Annotated in this window: 15 protein-coding genes; 9 read left to right on the top strand and 6 right to left on the bottom strand. The window is 65.7% G+C overall.

Annotation, left to right across the window (positions count from 1 at the left end; translation table 11 throughout):
* Genes sufC through MYCSM_RS13840 form a run of 4 tightly spaced genes read right to left on the bottom strand, consistent with a single transcriptional unit; the run spans position 1 to position 4,194 of the window.
* The gene (gene sufC, locus MYCSM_RS13855; RefSeq protein ID WP_015306788.1) at positions 1 to 768 is read right to left on the bottom strand and encodes a Fe-S cluster assembly ATPase SufC; all 768 of its coding nucleotides are present in this window, start codon (positions 766 to 768) and stop codon (positions 1 to 3) included.
* A complete protein-coding gene (sufD, locus tag MYCSM_RS13850; RefSeq protein ID WP_041312042.1) occupies positions 768 to 1,940 on the bottom strand; it encodes a Fe-S cluster assembly protein SufD in 1,173 nt (390 codons plus the stop codon). Before sufD ends, sufC begins: the two co-directional genes overlap by 1 nt.
* Positions 1,937 to 3,382 carry a Fe-S cluster assembly protein SufB gene (gene sufB, locus MYCSM_RS13845; protein ID WP_015306786.1) on the bottom strand — a complete coding sequence of 482 codons (1,446 nt, stop codon included), beginning with the start codon at positions 3,380 to 3,382 and terminating at the stop codon, positions 1,937 to 1,939. The genes sufD and sufB overlap by 4 nt, the downstream gene beginning before the upstream one ends.
* Positions 3,379 to 4,194: a helix-turn-helix transcriptional regulator gene (locus MYCSM_RS13840; protein WP_015306785.1), complete on the bottom strand. Its 816-nt coding sequence runs from the start codon at positions 4,192 to 4,194 to the stop codon at positions 3,379 to 3,381. Before MYCSM_RS13840 ends, sufB begins: the two co-directional genes overlap by 4 nt.
* Before the next feature lie 24 nt (positions 4,195 to 4,218).
* Between MYCSM_RS13840 and mptB the strand changes: the two genes are divergently transcribed.
* The 4 genes from mptB to MYCSM_RS13820 all read left to right on the top strand — a co-directional run bounded on the left by mptB (position 4,219) and on the right by MYCSM_RS13820 (position 8,675).
* On the top strand, positions 4,219 to 5,931 hold the full coding sequence (gene mptB / locus MYCSM_RS13835) for a polyprenol phosphomannose-dependent alpha 1,6 mannosyltransferase MptB (protein WP_041313998.1): 1,713 nt from the start codon (positions 4,219 to 4,221) through the stop codon (positions 5,929 to 5,931).
* Positions 5,928 to 6,890, top strand: a complete 963-nt coding sequence (locus MYCSM_RS13830; protein WP_015306783.1) for an ABC transporter ATP-binding protein — start codon at positions 5,928 to 5,930, stop codon at positions 6,888 to 6,890. The genes mptB and MYCSM_RS13830 overlap by 4 nt, the downstream gene beginning before the upstream one ends.
* Positions 6,884 to 7,660, top strand: coding sequence for an ABC transporter permease (locus MYCSM_RS13825; RefSeq protein WP_232425800.1), 777 nt, complete (start codon positions 6,884 to 6,886; stop codon positions 7,658 to 7,660). Before MYCSM_RS13830 ends, MYCSM_RS13825 begins: the two co-directional genes overlap by 7 nt.
* Positions 7,661 to 7,745: 85 nt before the next feature.
* On the top strand, positions 7,746 to 8,675 hold the full coding sequence (locus MYCSM_RS13820; RefSeq protein WP_198345086.1) for a COX15/CtaA family protein: 930 nt from the start codon (positions 7,746 to 7,748) through the stop codon (positions 8,673 to 8,675).
* On the opposite strand, the gene MYCSM_RS13815 is transcribed toward MYCSM_RS13820, so the two are convergent.
* The gene (locus MYCSM_RS13815) at positions 8,625 to 9,563 is read right to left on the bottom strand and encodes an ATP-grasp domain-containing protein (protein ID WP_015306780.1); all 939 of its coding nucleotides are present in this window, start codon (positions 9,561 to 9,563) and stop codon (positions 8,625 to 8,627) included. The genes MYCSM_RS13820 and MYCSM_RS13815 overlap by 51 nt on opposite strands.
* Before the next feature lie 18 nt (positions 9,564 to 9,581).
* Between MYCSM_RS13815 and MYCSM_RS13810 the strand changes: the two genes are divergently transcribed.
* Entirely contained in the window at positions 9,582 to 10,553 is a 972-nt protein-coding gene (locus MYCSM_RS13810; RefSeq protein ID WP_015306779.1) for a quinone oxidoreductase family protein, read from the top strand.
* Here MYCSM_RS13810 and MYCSM_RS13805 read toward each other — a convergent pair.
* On the bottom strand, positions 10,542 to 11,474 hold the full coding sequence (locus MYCSM_RS13805; RefSeq protein ID WP_015306778.1) for a heme o synthase: 933 nt from the start codon (positions 11,472 to 11,474) through the stop codon (positions 10,542 to 10,544). The two genes, MYCSM_RS13810 and MYCSM_RS13805, sit on opposite strands and share 12 nt — an antisense overlap.
* Before the next feature lie 167 nt (positions 11,475 to 11,641).
* On the opposite strand from MYCSM_RS13805, the gene tkt reads away from it, so the two are divergent.
* Genes tkt through opcA form a run of 4 tightly spaced genes read left to right on the top strand, consistent with a single transcriptional unit; the run spans position 11,642 to position 17,332 of the window.
* Positions 11,642 to 13,732: a transketolase gene (tkt, locus tag MYCSM_RS13800; RefSeq protein WP_015306777.1), complete on the top strand. Its 2,091-nt coding sequence runs from the start codon at positions 11,642 to 11,644 to the stop codon at positions 13,730 to 13,732.
* Positions 13,733 to 13,749: 17 nt separating this feature from the next.
* Positions 13,750 to 14,868, top strand: a complete 1,119-nt coding sequence (gene tal / locus MYCSM_RS13795) for a transaldolase (RefSeq protein ID WP_015306776.1) — start codon at positions 13,750 to 13,752, stop codon at positions 14,866 to 14,868.
* Positions 14,865 to 16,424, top strand: a complete 1,560-nt coding sequence (gene zwf / locus MYCSM_RS13790) for a glucose-6-phosphate dehydrogenase (protein ID WP_015306775.1) — start codon at positions 14,865 to 14,867, stop codon at positions 16,422 to 16,424. The genes tal and zwf overlap by 4 nt, the downstream gene beginning before the upstream one ends.
* A complete protein-coding gene (opcA, locus tag MYCSM_RS13785) occupies positions 16,421 to 17,332 on the top strand; it encodes a glucose-6-phosphate dehydrogenase assembly protein OpcA (protein WP_015306774.1) in 912 nt (303 codons plus the stop codon). The genes zwf and opcA overlap by 4 nt, the downstream gene beginning before the upstream one ends.
* Positions 17,333 to 17,419 lie beyond the last annotated feature (87 nt).

Genomic DNA, 17,419 nt, shown 5'->3' with positions numbered 1-17,419 from the left:
TCAGGCTCCGACCGCCTGGGTGAAGCGCACGTACCCGTTCTCTTCGAGCTCGTCGGCGAGTTCCGGTCCGCCGGACTCGACGATGCGGCCGCCAACGAACACGTGCACGAACTGCGGCTGGATGTAGCGCAGGATGCGGGTGTAGTGGGTGATCAGCAGGACGCCGCCGTGCTCTGCTTCCGCGTAACGGTTGACACCCTCGCTGACGACGCGCAGGGCATCGACGTCAAGGCCGGAGTCGGTCTCGTCGAGTATCGCGATTTTGGGCTTCAGCAGCGACAGCTGCAGGATCTCGTGGCGCTTCTTCTCGCCACCCGAAAAGCCTTCGTTGACACTGCGTTCGGAGAACGCGGGGTCGATTTCGAGGTCACCCATCGCGCCCTTGACCTCTTTGACCCAGTGCCGCAGCTTCGGCGCCTCGCCGCGGACCGCGGTGGCCGCAGTGCGCAGAAAGTTCGACATCGACACACCCGGCACCTCGACGGGGTACTGCATCGCAAGGAACAGCCCGGCGCGTGCGCGCTCGTCGATGGTCATCTCGAGCACGTCCTGACCGTCGAGCGTGATCGAGCCCGAGGTGACGGTGTACTTCGGGTGACCGGCGATCGCGTAGGACAGCGTGGACTTGCCGGATCCGTTGGGGCCCATCAACGCGTGGGTCTCCCCCGAGTTCACGGTGAGGTCGACGCCCTTGAGGATCGGGATGTCGGTCCCGTCCTCTTTGGAGACGACGCTGACGTGCAGGTCCTTGATTTCCAGTGTGGTCATCAGTGAGTGATTCCTTCGGTTAGCTCGAGTTCGTGTTCGATGGCCGCGGTGAGACGTTCACGCACCGCGGGGACGGCGATCTTGCCGATGATCTCGCCGAAGAAGCCGCGCACGACCAACCTGCGGGCCTGGTCCTCGGGAATGCCGCGGGCCTGCAGATAGAACAGCTGCTCATCGTCGAAACGACCGGTGGCGCTCGCGTGACCGGCGCCGACGATCTCGCCGGTCTCGATCTCCAGGTTCGGCACCGAGTCGGCACGCGCGCCATCGGTGAGCACCAGGTTGCGGTTGGTCTCGAAGGTATCGGTTCCGGTGGCCGCGGCCCGGATCAGCACGTCGCCGATCCACACGGTGTGCGCGTCCGGCTTTTTCGAATCGGGATCGCCTTGCAGCGCACCCTTGTACGTGACGTGCGAACGGCAGTTCGGCTGGGCGTGGTCCACCAGCAGCCGCGACTCGAAGTGCTGGCCGTCGTCGGCGAAGTACAACCCGAGCAACTCGGCGTCACCACCCGGCGCACAGAACTTGGCCCGTGCGGTCAGCCGCACGACGTCGCCGCGGAGCGTGACCGCGACGTGACGCAGCACCGCATCCTTGCCGAGCGCGGCGTGGTGTGTGCTGACATTCACCGCATCGTCTGCCCAGTCGGCGATCGACACCACCGTGAGCCGGGCGGCGTCGCCGATGACGAACTCGACGTTGTCGGCATACGTTCCGCTGCCGCGTTGGTCGATGACGACGACTGCCTCGGACAGCTCACCGACCCGCACCTGCAGGTGCCCGTAGGCGACCTTGTCCTCGCCGGGCCCGGTCACCGTCACCTGGATCTCATCGCGGATGACGGTATCCTTCGGCACCTCGATCAGCGTCGCGGTCTCGAACGACGAATATGCTTGCGCCGCAACACGATCAGCGGGTGCACCCGCTGCGCCGAGTCGCGAGTCGTCGCGCCCGACCCGATCGACTCGCACGTCATCCGATGTCTCGACGTCGATGGTGGCCGCGCCGGTCGCGACAGCCGACCCGTCGTGGAGGCCGCGCAAACGCCTCAAGGGTGTGAAGCGCCAGAGCTCGTCGCGACCGTGCGGCACCTCGAAGGCGTCGACGTCGAACGACGTGAACAGCTCCCCCTTGTTGATTCCCTCGACAGCAGTGGTCAGCTCAGCCACTATCCGACCGCGCCTTCCATCTGCAGCTCGATCAGCCGGTTGAGCTCAAGCGCGTACTCCATCGGAAGCTCCTTGGCGATCGGCTCGACGAAGCCGCGCACCACCATGGCCATCGCCTCGTCCTCGGTCAGCCCGCGGCTCATCAGATAGAACAGCTGATCCTCGCTGACCTTCGACACCGTGGCCTCATGGCCCATCGTCACGTCGTCCTCGCGGATGTCGACGTACGGATAGGTGTCGGAGCGGCTGATCGTGTCGACCAGCAGCGCATCGCATTTCACGCTGGAGCGCGAACCGTGCGCGCCCTTGTTGACCTGAACCAGTCCGCGGTAGGACGCGCGGCCACCGCCGCGGGCCACCGACTTGGACACGATGTTGCTCGAGGTGTTCGGCGCCAGGTGCAGCATCTTCGCGCCGGTGTCCTGGTGCTGACCCTCGCCTGCGAACGCCACCGACAGCACCTCGCCCTTGGCGTGCTCGCCGGTCATCCAGACCGCCGGGTACTTCATCGTGACCTTCGAGCCGATGTTGCCGTCGACCCACTCCATGGTCGCGCCTGCCTCTGCCCGCGCACGCTTGGTCACGAGGTTGTACACGTTGTTCGACCAGTTCTGGATGGTCGTGTAACGGCAACGGCCACCGGGCTTCACGATGATCTCGACGACCGCCGAATGCAGCGAGTCGCTCTTGTAGATCGGCGCGGTACAGCCCTCGACGTAGTGCACGTAGGCGTTCTCGTCGACGATGATCAGCGTGCGCTCGAACTGGCCCATGTTCTCGGTGTTGATCCGGAAGTAGGCCTGCAGCGGGATGTCGACGTGCACGCCGGGCGGCACGTAGATGAACGAACCGCCTGACCACACAGCGGTATTCAGCGCGGAGAACTTGTTGTCGCCCGCCGGGATCACGGTGCCGAAGTACTGCTTGAAGATCTCCGGGTGTTCCTTCAGCGCGGTGTCGGTGTCGAGGAAAATGACGCCCAGCTTCTCTAGATCCTCGCGGATGGAGTGGTAGACGACCTCGGATTCGTACTGTGCGGCGACACCAGAGACCAGACGCTGCTTCTCGGCCTCGGGGATGCCCAGCTTGTCGTAGGTGTTCTTGATGTCGGCGGGCAGGTCGTCCCACGTGGCAGCCTGCTTCTCGCTGGATCGCACGAAGTACTTGATGTTGTCGAAGTGGATGCCCTCGAGGTTGGAGCCCCAGTTCGGCATCGGCTTCTTGTCGAACGTGCGTAGCGCGCGCAGCCGGGTCTCCAGCATCCACTCCGGCTCGCTCTTCTTGGCCGAGATGTCGCGCACTACCGCTTCGGACAGCCCGCGCTGTGCGCTGGCGCCCGCCGCGTCGGAGTCCACCCAGCCGTAGCCGTACCGGCTCAGCGAGGCGATGGCCTCATCCTGGCTGAGCGGTTCGCCCACTTTGTGGATCTCGGGAGTGGTCGTCATGTCGACGCTCCTTGCTTGCTCGTGGTTTTCCTGACGCGGGCTGTGCGCCGGGTTGATTTTGGCTTCTCGGGGGTGAGCGGTACGTGGGTGGTGCACGCGCAGTCGCCGTTGACGATGGTCGCCAGCCGCTGCACGTGGGTGCCCAGGATCTCTGCGAATGCCTCCCGCTCGGTCTCGCACAGTTCGGGGAACTCCTCGGCGACGTGCGATACCGGGCAATGGTGCTGGCACAGCTGGATGCCGTGGATCGGCCCCGTCACCGGAGTCGTGCTGGTTGCGTAGCCGGCCTTGGTCAGCGCATTCGCAACCCGGTCGGCCTTGGCTTCAACGTCACTGGGCCCATCGGTTACTCCCGACAGGATGGCATCGATGCGGCGCCTCGCGAAGGTGCGCACGGCGTCGTCGCCGCCGATCTCCCGCAGCTGTCGCATCGCGGCAACAGCCAGGTCGTCGTAGGTATGCTGCAGCTTTGCCCTGCCCTGAGGCGTCAGCCGATACCGCTTGGCCGGCCGTCCGCGTCCGTGGTGCTGCCAAGCCGCCGCGGCGCTGGATTGCGCGTCGCCCGCGTCCAACAGGGCGTCAAGGTGCCTACGCACGCCGGCGGCGGAAATACCGAGGCGGTCGCCGATCTCCCCCGCTGTGATTGGTCCGGATTCCAGCAAGAGCTGGACGATCGCGCCACGCGTGTGGCGATCAGCGCTAGTAGTCGCCGCCTGAGCGGCGCCAGCGTCCGGACCGAATTTCACAACACTATTGTGACGGAATTCAGAAACCCGGTAAAGCAAGGGTGCCCTTAGGGTGACGGGACCCATACAACCGGCCGCTACGCTGCTGTGGTGGCGCTTCGCCTGCGGACCCTCAGCACGTCGATTGCCGGATGGCATGGCGACGAGCGTGCCGTCGGCTCCCCGCTGAACGACGCCGAACTCATCGCGTTCCGGCGCACCCGCCTGTTCGGAGCCACCGGGACGGTGTTGATGGCGATCGGCGCATTGGGTGTCGGCGCCCGCCCGGTGGTGCAGGACCCCACATTCGGGGTCCGGCTGCTGAATCTGCCGTCGCGCATTCAGACGGTGTCGCTGACCATGACCACCACGGGCGCGGTGATGATGGCGTTGGCCTGGCTGATGCTCGGCCGGTTCACCCTCGGCGACCGGCGCATGACGCGCAGCCAGCTGGACCGCACGCTGCTGTTGTGGGTGCTGCCGCTGCTCATGGCGCCGCCGATGTACAGCAGAGATGTCTACTCCTACCTGGCGCAGAGCGAGATCTCGCTGCAGGGCCTCAACCCGTACCGCGTGGGTCCTGCCCCAGGACTCGGCCTCGACCATGTCTTCACCTTGTCGGTGCCGAACATGTGGCGCGAGACGCCTGCGCCCTACGGCCCGCTGTTTCTGTGGATCGGGCAGGGCATCTCCGCGCTGACGGGAGAAAACATCGTCGCGGCGGTGCTGTGCCATCGGCTCGTGGTGCTGCTCGGCGTCGGCCTAATTGTGTGGGCGACACCGCGGTTGGCGCGGCGCTGCGGTGTCGCCGAGGTGAGTGCGCTGTGGCTGGGCGCGGCGAACCCGCTGCTGATCATGCATCTGGTCGCAGGCATTCATAACGAGGCATTGATGCTGGGCCTGATGTTGGCCGGCGCCGAATTCGCGCTGCGCGGCGTCGACGCCGCGGGCCCACTCCTGCCGAAGCCTTGGGCCTGGCCGCAAGGCAGGGACGACTGGGCACGATGGCTGCCGATGGCGAATCTCCTGCTCGGCATTGTGCTGATCACGCTGTCCTCGCAAGTGAAGCTGCCGTCGCTGCTCGCACTCGGCTTCGTGGCGATGGCGCTGGCCTGCCGCTGGGGCGGCACGTTCAAGGCATTCCTGATCGCTGGCGGGTCGCTGACCGCCGTCTCGCTGGCGGTGATGGGGCTGATCGGCTGGGCCAGCGGGCTCGGCTTCGGCTGGTTGTACACGCTGGGCACCGCCAACGTCGTGCGCAGCTGGATGTCGTTGCCGACGTTGTTGGCGCTGGGCACCGGACAGGTCGGCATCCTGTTGGGGCTCGGCGATCACACCACCGCGGTGCTCGGGCTGACGCGTGCGATCGGTGTGTTCGTCATCGCGATCATCGTGACGTTCCTGTTGCTCGCGGTGCTGCGCGGCCGGCTGCATCCGGTGGGCGGACTAGGTGTCGCGCTCGGCATGACGGTTCTGCTGTTCCCTGTGGTTCAGCCGTGGTACGTGCTGTGGGCCGTGATCCCGCTCGCGGCATGGGCTACCCGACAGCAGTTCCGAACTGCGACGATCGGTGTCACCCTTGTCGTCGGCATCTTCGGCCCGACGGCCAACGGTGACCGATTCACACTGTTCCAGATCCTGCTCGCGGTCGTGGCGAGCACCGTGATTGTGCTCATACTCATCGGCCTCACCTACTACCGATTGCCGTGGCGAAAGCTGCCCGACCCCGGCCGTCCGCACGTAGAGCCGGTGCCTGAAATCGTCGAACCGGCAATACCGGCGCCGCAGCCTGCCAAGCCCGGCGCTTACGCTGAATCCCCGTGACCTCCTCGAGTGCTGCCGGCTCCTCGCGCGAGCGCTCGTCGGCCGTCCCCGTGCGCCTGCGCGGCGTCATCAAGCGGTATGGGTCGACGACGGCCGTCTCCGAACTCGACCTCGACGTGAACACCGCTGAAGTGCTCGCGCTGCTCGGCCCCAACGGCGCCGGGAAGACCACGACGGTGGAGATGTGCGAGGGCTTCATCAAGCCCGACGCGGGCAGTATCGAGATCCTCGGACTGGATCCCGTCGCCGACAACGCCCGCCTGCGCGAGCGCATCGGTGTGATGCTGCAGGGCGGCGGCGGATACCCGGCAGCGCGCGCCGGCGAAATGCTGAATCTCGTTGCGGCGTATGCGGCTAACCCGCTCGACCCGCAATGGCTGCTGGACACGCTTGGCCTTAACGAGGCGGCGCGCACGACCTACCGTCGGCTGTCCGGTGGCCAGCAGCAGCGGTTGGCCCTGGCCTGCGCGGTGGTGGGCCGCCCGGAGCTGGTGTTCCTCGACGAGCCAACGGCGGGCATGGATGCCCATGCGCGAATCGTCGTGTGGGAGTTGATCAATGGGCTTCGCCGCGACGGCGTGACGGTGGTGCTGACAACACATCAGCTGACCGAGGCCGAGGAACTCGCCGACCGGATCGTCATCATCGACCGTGGTGTCGCGGTGGCGACCGGCACACCGGCCGAACTGATGCGCAGCGGCGCGGAAAACCAGCTGCGATTCCGCGCGCCACGGATGCTCGACCTGTCGCTACTGGTGTCGGCGCTGCCCGAGAGCTACCAGGCGACCGAAACCGCGCCGGGCGAGTACCTGGTCGAGGGCAACATCGACCCGCAGGTGCTGGCCACCGTCACCGCCTGGTGCGCTCGACTGGATGTACTGGCCACCGATATGCGAGTCGAGCAGCGAAGCCTTGAGGACGTGTTCCTCGACCTGACCGGCCGGGAGTTGCGATCGTGACCAATTTGTTTGCGCCAGGCACTTTTTCGCCCGATCCCCGCCCGGCGACCGTGCAGAAGATGCTGACAGCACAGTTCGGCCTTGAGCTCAAGCTGCTGCTGCGCAACGGCGAGCAGTTGTTGCTCACCATGTTCATTCCGATCACGCTGCTGGTCGGGCTGACGCTGCTGCCGCTGGGCTCGTTCGGCCCGAACCGGGCGGCCACGTTCGTGCCCGCGATCATGGCGCTCGCGGTGATCTCGACGGCGTTCACCGGGCAGGCCATTGCGGTGGCGTTCGACCGTCGCTACGGAGCGCTCAAACGGCTTGGCGCGACGGCGTTGCCGGTGTGGGGCATCATCGCGGGCAAGTCGTTGGCCGTTGTCACCGTGGTATTCCTGCAGGCGATCCTGTTGGGCGCCATCGGTTTTGGCCTCGGTTGGCGACCGAACATTCTTGGGTTGGCGCTTGGCGCGGCGATCATCGCACTCGGCACCGCGGGGTTTGCCGCGCTGGGGCTTCTGCTCGGCGGCACGCTGAAGGCCGAGATCGTGCTGGCGATCGCCAACCTGCTCTGGTTCGTCTTCGCCGGCCTTGGCGCGCTGACGCTCGAGGGCGGAATGGTGCCGCACGGCGTGCAGTGGGTGGCTCGGTTGACGCCATCTGGTGCGTTGACCGAAGCGCTGTCGCAGGCGATGACGCTGTCAGTCGACTGGTTCGGAATCGCGGTGCTCGCGGCATGGGGCGCGGTGGCCTCGCTATGCGCGCTGCGCTGGTTCCGCTTTACCTAACGCACGCACGACCACCCGCTACTACGAGCTGTAGTTGCGTTCCTCTACCATCGAGGCCGTGCCCGTCGGACGACTCTTCCTACGAATGGTCGACCGACTGCCGATGCCGAGCCTGCGGGTTCAGCGCATCATCGCCGCCGCAGTCATCCTGACGCAGGGCGGTATCGCCGTCACCGGCGCCATCGTCCGCGTCACCGCGTCGGGTCTCGGCTGTCCGACCTGGCCGCAGTGCTTCCCCGGCAGCTTCGTACCGGTCCCCCACGCCGAGGTCGCCGTCATCCATCAGGCCGTCGAGTTCAGCAACCGGATGATTACGTTCCTTGTGGTGTTGACGGCTGCGCTCGCGGTGCTGGCCGTCACGCGCGCCAGACGCCGCCGCGAAGTGCTGATCTACGCATGGTTGATGCCGGCGTCGACGGTGGTGCAGGCGGTGATCGGCGGTATCACCGTGCTCACTGGATTGCTCTGGTGGACGGTCGCCATTCACTTGCTCGCGTCGATGACGATGGTGTGGTTGGCGGTGCTGCTGTACGTCAAGATCGGCGAACCCGACGAAGGTGTGCCGACGCCCGTAGTACCAAAGCCGTTGCGCCAGTTGACTATACTGACCGCACTCGTGCTGGCCGCGCAGCTCGTGACCGGCACCCTGGTCACTGGCGCCGGACCACACGCGGGCGATAAAAGCATCACCCAGCCCGTGCCGCGGCTGCAGGTGGAGATCACCACGCTGGTGCACCTGCACTCGTCGCTGCTCGTCGGCTACCTGGCGCTGCTCGTCGGCCTCGGCTTCGGCCTGCTCGCGGTGCGGGCGCCCCGTCCCGTCACACTGCGGCTGAACGTTCTGCTCGCGCTCGTCGCGATCCAGGGTTTCGTCGGCACGGTGCAGTTCTTCACCGGTGTGCCCGCCGCGCTGGTGGCCGTCCATGTGCTCGGTGCGGCCGCCTGCACCGCGGCAACCGCGGCACTATGGGCGTCGATGCGAGAGCGGTCCGAGCCCGAGCCGCTCAAGGGCTGATTCCACGCCGAGCGCGAACTCCCGCTGCTGCCGCGTCCTCGTGGCCGCATCCAGTTGTCGCCAGCCCAGCGACGGCTCCACCAGTTCGACCTCGAGCACATGCGCGTCGCGTCGATCCCCGATCACGTCGACGCGCGCGTACAACAGGTCGCCGACGCTGATGCCGAGGTGGGCCGCCGAGGCCTCAAGCGCCGCGTGGCCGGTACCCCACAACTCGAAATCGGGATCGGCGGGCGTCAGGGTTTCTTCGGCATAGGTGCCGGACTCGTCGAACACCGGCGCCTGTCCCGGCGGCGGCAGGATCGGGCCCTTGGTGAATGCGTGCGACTGCCTGCCACCGAGAAACACCAGCGCCGTCTCGCCGTGCTTGATCCGGCGGTCGTAGGGCTGCACCAGCACCGTGCGCCCCTCTGCCTGCAAGGCGGCGGCGTGCGCGCGCGCCTCGTTATGATCGGAAAACCGCAGCGCGCCAACGGAACCCGCGCCGATCGCGGGCTTGACCACCACCTCGCCGGCGGGCAGTACCACGTTCTCCCCCGGCGCGAAGAACTGGCTGGGCACGGTAGGGACACCAGCATCGGCGAGGTCAGCGAGGTACCGCTTGTCAATGTTCCACAGCACGACCTGAGGCGGGTTGAGCAGATTGCGGACACGCTTCGTCCATACCAGGAACTCGTCGAGCCGCTCGATGTAGTCCCACGCCGCGCGCAAGATCACCAGATCGGCCTCAAGCGTCTTCGGGTCATCCCACGACCGCCAGCGAGCATGCAGCCCACGCCCGCGCAGCGCTACGACCAGCCCATCGTCGTCGCCGTCGCCCTCCGGCAGTGCCGGGCAACCCGCCAACACGATGCGGGGATGGAACACGTCAGGCTTCGCGAGCTTCACCTTGGCAGGATAGAAGGCATGAAGGCCATTGAAGTCGCCGAGACCGGCGGACCCGAAGTCCTGACCTACGTCGACAAAGACAAGCCCTCCCCTGGCTCGGGCGAGGTGGTGATCAAGGCCGAGGCCATCGGCGTGAATTTCATCGACACCTACTTCCGGTCCGGCCAGTATCCGCGCGAGGTGCCGTTCATCGTCGGAACCGAAGTCTGCGGCACCGTCGAGGCCGTCGGCGACGACGTCGCCGCGTTGAGCGTCGGCGATCGCGTCGTCACCGCCCAGGCCGTCGGCGCCTATGCCGAATACTGCACTGCCGCAGCCGATTTCTGCGCGTACGTGCCCGACGGCGTCGGCGCGGATGTGGCCGCCGCTTCCCTGCTCAAAGGGATGACGGCGCACTATTTGATCAAGTCGACGTACCCGGTGCAGGAGGGCGACGCCGTGCTGGTGCACGCCGGCGCAGGAGGCGTCGGGCTGATTCTCACGCAGTGGGCCACCAGCCTCGCCGTGCGCGTGATCACCACGGTGTCGACACCCGAGAAGCGCGAGCTGTCGCGCAAGGCCGGCGCGGTCGAGGTGCTCGGCTACCCCGAGGACCCAGAGGAATTCGGCGCGACGATCAAGGACCTGACCGACGGCGGCGTCGCCGCGGTGTACGACGGCGTCGGCGCGGACACCTTCGATGCGAGCCTGGCCAGTTGCCGGGTCCGCGGCACCGTCGCGCTGTTCGGGGCGGCCAGCGGGCCGGTCCCTGCGTTCGATCCGCAGCGGCTCAATGCGTCGGGTTCGCTGTTTTTGACCCGTCCGACGCTTGCGCATTACACCCGCACACCCGACGAGTTTGCTTGGCGCGCAGGTGAACTGCTCGACACGATCGCTGCGGGCACCATCAACATCACCGTCAGCGAGCACTACCGGCTCGAGGACGCCGAGCAGGCCCACCGCGATTTGCAGGGCCGCAAGACCGTCGGCTCGGTGGTGTTAGTGCCCTAACAGCCTCGGCAGCGCCAGGGCCGAATCCACCGCGAGCGCAAGGAAGACCACAGCGAGATAGTTGTTCGACTGCAGGAACAGTCGCAGCGGCTTCACGGTCTCACCGCGTCGCACGCCGGCGTACAGCTGGTGCGCCATCACCAGGAACCAGGCGCCCGCAAGGATCGCGACCGACGCATACAACCAACCGGTCGCGAGCGCCAGCACCAGCGTCGAGATCACCGTCAGCCACGTGTACACGAGGATCTGCTTGGTGACCTGCTGCTCGGTGGCCACCGCGGGCAGCATCGGCACCCCGGCTGCCTGGTAGTCCTCCTTGTAGCGCATGGCAAGCGCCCAGGTGTGCGGCGGGGTCCAGAAGAAGATGATCGCGAACATCACCAGCGCGGGCCAGCCGATGGTCCCGGTAACCGCGGACCAGCCGATCATCACTGGCATACAGCCGGCCGCCCCACCCCACACGACGTTCTGCGAGGTGCGCCGTTTCAGCAGCAGCGTGTAGACCAACACGTAGAACGCGATGGTCGCCCCGGCCAGGTGTGCGGACAGCATGTTCGTCGTCCACCACAGCCAGAAGAACGAGCCAACGGACAACGCCAGCCCGAACACCAGTGCATGACTGCGCGGCACCGTGTCCCTGGCCAGGGGCCGACGGGCGGTCCGCTTCATCTTCTTGTCGATGTCCGCGTCGGCCACACAATTCAGCGTGTTGGCGCCAGCCGCGGCCAGCATTCCGCCAAACAAGGTGTTGAGGATGAGCAGCGGATCAACGGTGCCGCGGTGAGCCAGCAGCATCGCCGGAATGGTGGTGACGAGCAGCAGCTCGATCACCCGCGGCTTCGTCAGGGATAGATAGCCGAGAAGTTTGGTGGTGATTCGGTTCGGCGCCCCTTCGGCAAGGCTGCCTTCGCGAATCCTCACGCAATTACTCCTCGGGGTCGCCGCTGGGCGGCTTCTACTACAGACGATGGTAGACCGCGTGTAAACGCCGTCCTAATCGTCCCCCACGCACCTGCGGCACGCCAGGTTCGCGCACTAGGGTGGACCAAGCGGATTGCGAAGCCGGGCCTATGTAAGGAGTTCGCCACGTGACCACTCTCGACGAGATCTCCACCCTCACTCGTCCGAATCACCCCGACGACTGGACCGAGCTGGACTCGCAGGCGGTGGACACGGTCCGCGTGCTGGCGGCGGATGCGGTGCAGAAGGTGGGCAACGGCCATCCGGGCACAGCGATGAGCCTGGCGCCCCTTGCCTACACGCTGTTTCAGCGCCAGCTGCGCCACGACCCCAGCGACCCGCACTGGCTCGGTCGCGACCGCTTCGTGCTGTCATGCGGACACTCCAGCCTCACGCTGTACATCCAGCTGTATCTGGGTGGGTTCGGGCTGGAACTGTCCGACATCGAGTCGCTGCGCACGTGGAAGTCCAAGACGCCGGGCCATCCGGAGTTCCGCCACACCAAGGGTGTGGAGATCACCACCGGCCCGCTGGGCCAGGGGCTTGCCTCGGCCGTCGGAATGGCGATGGCCTCGCGCTACGAGCGCGGCCTGTTCGACCCGGATGCCGCGCCGGGCACCAGCCCGTTCGACCACTACATCTACGTGATCGCCTCCGACGGCGACATCGAAGAGGGCGTCACCAGCGAAGCGTCATCATTGGCGGGCACCCAGCAGCTGGGCAACCTGATCGTGTTCTACGACCACAACGAGATTTCGATCGAGGACGACACCAACATCGCGTTGAGCGAGGACACCGCCGCCCGCTACCGCGCATACGGGTGGCATGTGCAACAGGTCGAGGGCGGCGAGAACGTGGTCGGCATCGAGGAGGCCATCGCCGAGGCCAAGCGGGTCACCGACAAGCCTTCGTTCATCTCGCTGCGCACGATCATCGGCTATCCCGCGCCCGAGCTGATGAACACCGGCAAGGCGCACGGAGCCGCGCTGGGCGACGAAGAGGTCGCGAAGGTCAAGGAGATCCTCGGCTTTGACCCGGACAAGACATTCGAAGTGCGCGACGAGGTCATCGAGCACACCCGCAGGCTGGTCGCGCGCGGCAAGGAAGCACACGAGAAATGGCAGAGCGAGTTCGACGCGTGGGCCCAGCGCGAACCCGACCGCAAGGCGCTGCTGGACCGGCTGACTGCGGAGGAACTGCCCGACGGCTGGGATGCCGACCTGACCTATTGGGAGCCGGGTTCCAAGCCGCTGGCCACCCGCGCGGCCTTCGGTCAGGTACTCAACGACGTCGCACCGAAACTGCCCGAATTGTGGGGCGGCTCAGCGGATCTCGCTGGCAGCAACAACACCACGATAAAGGGCGTCAAGTCGTTCGGCCCCGCATCAATCTCCACGAAGGAGTTCACCGCGGACCCCTACGGCCGCGTGCTGCACTTCGGCGTCCGCGAACACGCGATGGGGTCGATCCTGTCGGGCATCGTGCTGCACGGGCCGACACGCGCGTTCGGCGGCACCTTCCTGCAGTTCTCGGATTACATGCGCCCGGCAGTGCGGTTGGCGTCGCTGATGAACATCGACACCATCTATATCTGGACGCACGACTCGATCGGCCTCGGCGAGGACGGTCCCACCCACCAGCCGATCGAACACCTGGCGGCACTGCGGGCCATCCCCAACCTGTCGGTGGTGCGACCAGGCGACCCGAACGAGACCGCGTACGCGTGGCGCACGATCATCGCGCGTGGCGCGACAGCCGGCCCGGTCGGTTTCATCCTCACCCGACAGGGCATCCCAGTACTGGAGGGCACCGACGCTGAAGGGGTTTCCAAGGGTGGTTACGTGCTCGGTGGTGCACCTGATGAGGACCCCGACGTGGTGCTGATTGGTACGGGGTCGGAGCTGCAGTTGGCCGTGGCCGCACAAAAGATATTGGCCGACAAGGGAATCACCGCGACGGTGGTCTCGATGCCATGCGTCGAGTGGTTCGAATCTCAGCCGGCGGAGTACCGCAACAGCGTGCTTCCCCCGGCGGTGTCAGCGCGTGTTGCGGTGGAGGCCGCAGTCGCGCAGAGCTGGTACAAACTGGTCGGCGACACCGGCGAGATCGTCTCGATTGAGCACTACGGCGAGTCGGCCGACGACAAGACGTTGTTCCGCGAGTTCGGTTTCACCCCAGAGGCAGTGGTGGCCGCCGCAGAACGATCACTAGATAATTAGTTTCGAAAGGCAATCCAATGGCTCAAAACGCAAACCTTGCAGCCCTTTCCGCGCAAGGCGTCTCAGTATGGCTCGACGATCTCTCCCGGGACCGGCTGCAGACCGGCAACCTGCAGGAGCTGATCGACACCAAGAGCGTGGTCGGTGTGACCACCAACCCGTCGATCTTCCAGGCAGCGCTGTCCAAAGGCAGCGCCTATGACGACCAGGTGAAAGAACTCGCCGAGCGCGGCGCCGACGTAGAAGCCACCATCCGCACCGTCACCACCGACGACGTGCGCAACGCCTGCGACGTGCTGGCCAAGCAGTACGAGTTGTCCGACGGCGTGGATGGCCGCGTGTCGATCGAGGTGGACCCACGCATGGCGCAGGACACCGACAAGACGATCCTGCAGGCGATCGAGCTGTGGAAGATCGTCGACCGGCCGAACCTGTTGATCAAGATCCCCGCGACGATGGCAGGCCTGCCCGCCATCACCGCCGTTATCGCCGAAGGGATTTCGGTGAACGTGACGCTGATTTTCTCCGTCGAGCGCCACCGCGCCGTGATGGACGCCTACCTGGCCGGCCTGGAGAAGGCCAAGGAAGCCGGACACGATCTGTCGAAGATCCATTCCGTGGCTTCGTTCTTCGTCTCGCGTGTCGACACCGAGATCGACAAGCGGCTGGAGAAGATCGGCGGAGACGAGGCACTCGGACTGCGCGGCAAGGCCGGCGTCGCGAATGCCCGGCTGGCCTATGCGGCATACGAAGAGGTCTTCCTCGGCGGGTCGCGCTACGAGGCGCTGAAGGCCGACGGTGCACGCGTGCAGCGGCCGCTCTGGGCGTCAACCGGCGTGAAGAATCCGGATTACTCGGACACGCTGTATGTCACCGAGCTAGTGGCACCGAACACCGTGAACACCATGCCGGAGAAGACGATTGATGCGGTCGCCGACCACGGCGTCATCACCGGTGACACCGTCACCGGGACGGCAGACGCGGCACAGGCCGTGTTCGACGAGCTTTCAGGTGTCGGTGTCGATCTACCGGACGTGTTCAAGCTGCTCGAGGACGAGGGTGTGGAGAAGTTCGAGAAGTCCTGGCTTGAGTTGCTCGAAGCGACACAGGCTCAGCTCGACGCCGCCAACAAATGACGGCCGACACGGAAACGGCCGCATCGACCGCAGCGGCATGGCGTAATCCGCTGCGGGACAAGCGCGACAAGCGGATGCCACGCATCCCGGGCCCGTGCGGTGTCGTGATTTTTGGTGTCACCGGCGACCTGGCCACCAAGAAGCTGATGCCTGCCATCTACGACCTCGCCAATCGCGGATTGCTGCCCGCGAACTTCGCACTCGTCGGTTTCGCCCGAAGGGACTGGGCCCACGAGGATTTCGCCAAGCTGGTCTGCGACGCGGTCAGGTCGCATGCGCGCACGCCGTACCGCCAGGAAGTCTGGGACCGGCTGTCGGAGGGAATCCGGTTCGTGCAGGGCACATTCGATGACTCGAAGGCGTTCGAGCGGCTGGCCGAAACACTGCAGAAGCTCGACGCCGAGCGGGGCACCGGCGGCAACCACGCGTTCTATCTGTCGATTCCGCCCAAGGCCTTTCAGCAGGTATGCGAGCAGCTACAAAAGTCTGGGTTGGCCCGCCCGCAGGAAGAGCGCTGGAGCCGGGTGGTCATCGAGAAACCGTTCGGCCACGATCTGCAGAGCGCCCAGGAGCTCAACGGGGTCGTCAACAGCGTCTTCCCCGAAGAGTCGGTGTTCCGCATCGACCACTACCTCGGCAAGGAAACAGTCCAGAACATTCTGGCACTTCGGTTCGCCAATGAGCTGTACGAGCCGATCTGGAACAACAACTACGTCGACAGCGTGCAGATCACGATGGCCGAGGACATCGGCCTCGGCGGCCGGGGCGGCTACTACGACGGGGTCGGCGCTGCCCGGGACGTCATCCAGAACCACTTGCTGCAACTGCTTGCATTGACGGCCATGGAGGAGCCGGTCAACTTCAGCCCGCAGGAGCTGCAGGCAGAGAAGATCAAGGTGCTCTCCGCCATCAAGTTGATGCAGCCCCTCGATGACACCACAGCTCGCGGGCAGTACGCCGCGGGTTGGCAGGGCAGCGAGAAGGTCGTCGGCCTGCTGGACGAGGAGGGATTCTCCAGAGAGTCCACCACGGAGACGTATGCGGCGATCACGCTGGAAATCGACACCCGTCGTTGGGCGGGTGTGCCCTTCTTTCTGCGGACCGGAAAACGGCTGGGACGCAGGGTGACCGAGATTGCGCTGATCTTCAAACGCGCCCCGCACCTGCCGTTCGACAAGACGATGACCGAGGAACTCGGCCAGAACGCGTTGGTGATCCGAGTACAGCCCGACGAAGGCATCACCACCCGGTTCGGATCCAAGGTTCCCGGCAGCGCCATGGAGGTCCGTGATGTCAACATGGACTTCTCCTACGGCTCCGCCTTCGCTGAGGACTCCCCCGAGGCCTACGAACGATTGATTCTCGACATGCTGCTCGGCGAACCGTCGCTGTTCCCGACCAACGCCGAGGTCGAATTGTCTTGGGAGATCCTGGATCCCGTGCTGGATTACTGGGCGTCGCACGGCAAGCCTGATGAGTATGAATCCGGCACCTGGGGGCCGGCCTCGGCCGACGAGATGATGCGCCGCACCGGCCGAGAATGGAGGCGGCCGTGATTGTCGACTTGCCCGACACGACAACCAACGACATCAGCAAGAAGATCACCGGTCTTCGCGAGGAGGGTGGTGCGATCACCCTGAGCCGGGTGCTCACGCTCGTGATCTCGCTTGACTCAGACGATCTGCTGGAAGATTCCATCGAGGCGGCCAATTTTGCGAGCCGTGAACATCCGTGCCGTGTGATCGTGGTGGTCCAGGGCGATCGAAGCGCCGCCGAGTCACGACTGGATGCGCAACTTCGGGTCGGCGGCGATGCGGGCGCCGGCGAGGTCGTCGCGCTGCGCCTGCACGGTGAGCTTGCCGAACACGCCAGCAGCGTTGTGCTGCCCTTCCTTCTGCCTGATACCCCGGTCGTGGCATGGTGGCCGGCGGGCGGCCCGCCCGTTCCGGCACAGGACCCGTTGGGCCACTTGGCAATTCGCCGGATAACGAATGCGACAGAATGCTCCGACCCGCTTGCAGCGATCAAGAGTCGCCTGCAGGGTTACACCGACGGCGATACCGACCTGGCGTGGGCCCGCATCACCTACTGGCGGGCACTGCTGGCGTCGGCGCTCAATCAGCCGCCCTTTGAACCAATCACCTCAGCGGTGGTGTCGGGCCTGAGGGATGAGCCCTCGCTCGACGTTCTCGCGGGTTGGCTCGCCGCCCGCATCGACGGACCGGTACAGCGCGCAGTCGGCGAATTGAAGGTCGAGCTGGTACGGGACAGCGAGACCATCACCCTGAAGCGTCCGCAGACAGGAGTCACCGCGACGCTGAACCGAACCAGTAGGCCCGAAGCGCGAATCCCGTTGGCGCGCAGGGACGCCAAGGAATGTCTGGCCGAGGACCTGCGCAGGCTGGACGCCGACGAGATCTATCGCGAAGCACTGCAGGGCATCGAGAAGGTGCAGTACGTATGAACTCCGAAGGCGACGACGAGTGAGGATCGCAGCGAGGAACGAGCGAGGACCGGAGCGAGGAGGAGTCGAGGCATGAACTCCGAAGGC

Source organism: Mycobacterium sp. JS623 (assembly GCF_000328565.1).
In the GTDB taxonomy this organism is placed as follows: domain Bacteria; phylum Actinomycetota; class Actinomycetes; order Mycobacteriales; family Mycobacteriaceae; genus Mycobacterium.
This window is presented reverse-complemented; position numbering and strand designations above follow the sequence as displayed.

Coding starts and splice junctions, on each gene's coding strand:
- sufC (WP_015306788.1), bottom strand. CDS start 768: ATGACCACACTGGAAATCAAGGACCTGCACGTCAGCGTCGTCTCCAAA.
- sufB (WP_015306786.1), bottom strand. CDS start 3,382: ATGACGACCACTCCCGAGATCCACAAAGTGGGCGAACCGCTCAGCCAG.
- MYCSM_RS13840 (WP_015306785.1), bottom strand. CDS start 4,194: ATGGGTCCCGTCACCCTAAGGGCACCCTTGCTTTACCGGGTTTCTGAA.
- MYCSM_RS13820 (WP_198345086.1), top strand. CDS start 7,746: ATGGTCGACCGACTGCCGATGCCGAGCCTGCGGGTTCAGCGCATCATC.
- MYCSM_RS13810 (WP_015306779.1), top strand. CDS start 9,582: ATGAAGGCCATTGAAGTCGCCGAGACCGGCGGACCCGAAGTCCTGACC.
- tal (WP_015306776.1), top strand. CDS start 13,750: ATGGCTCAAAACGCAAACCTTGCAGCCCTTTCCGCGCAAGGCGTCTCA.
- zwf (WP_015306775.1), top strand. CDS start 14,865: ATGACGGCCGACACGGAAACGGCCGCATCGACCGCAGCGGCATGGCGT.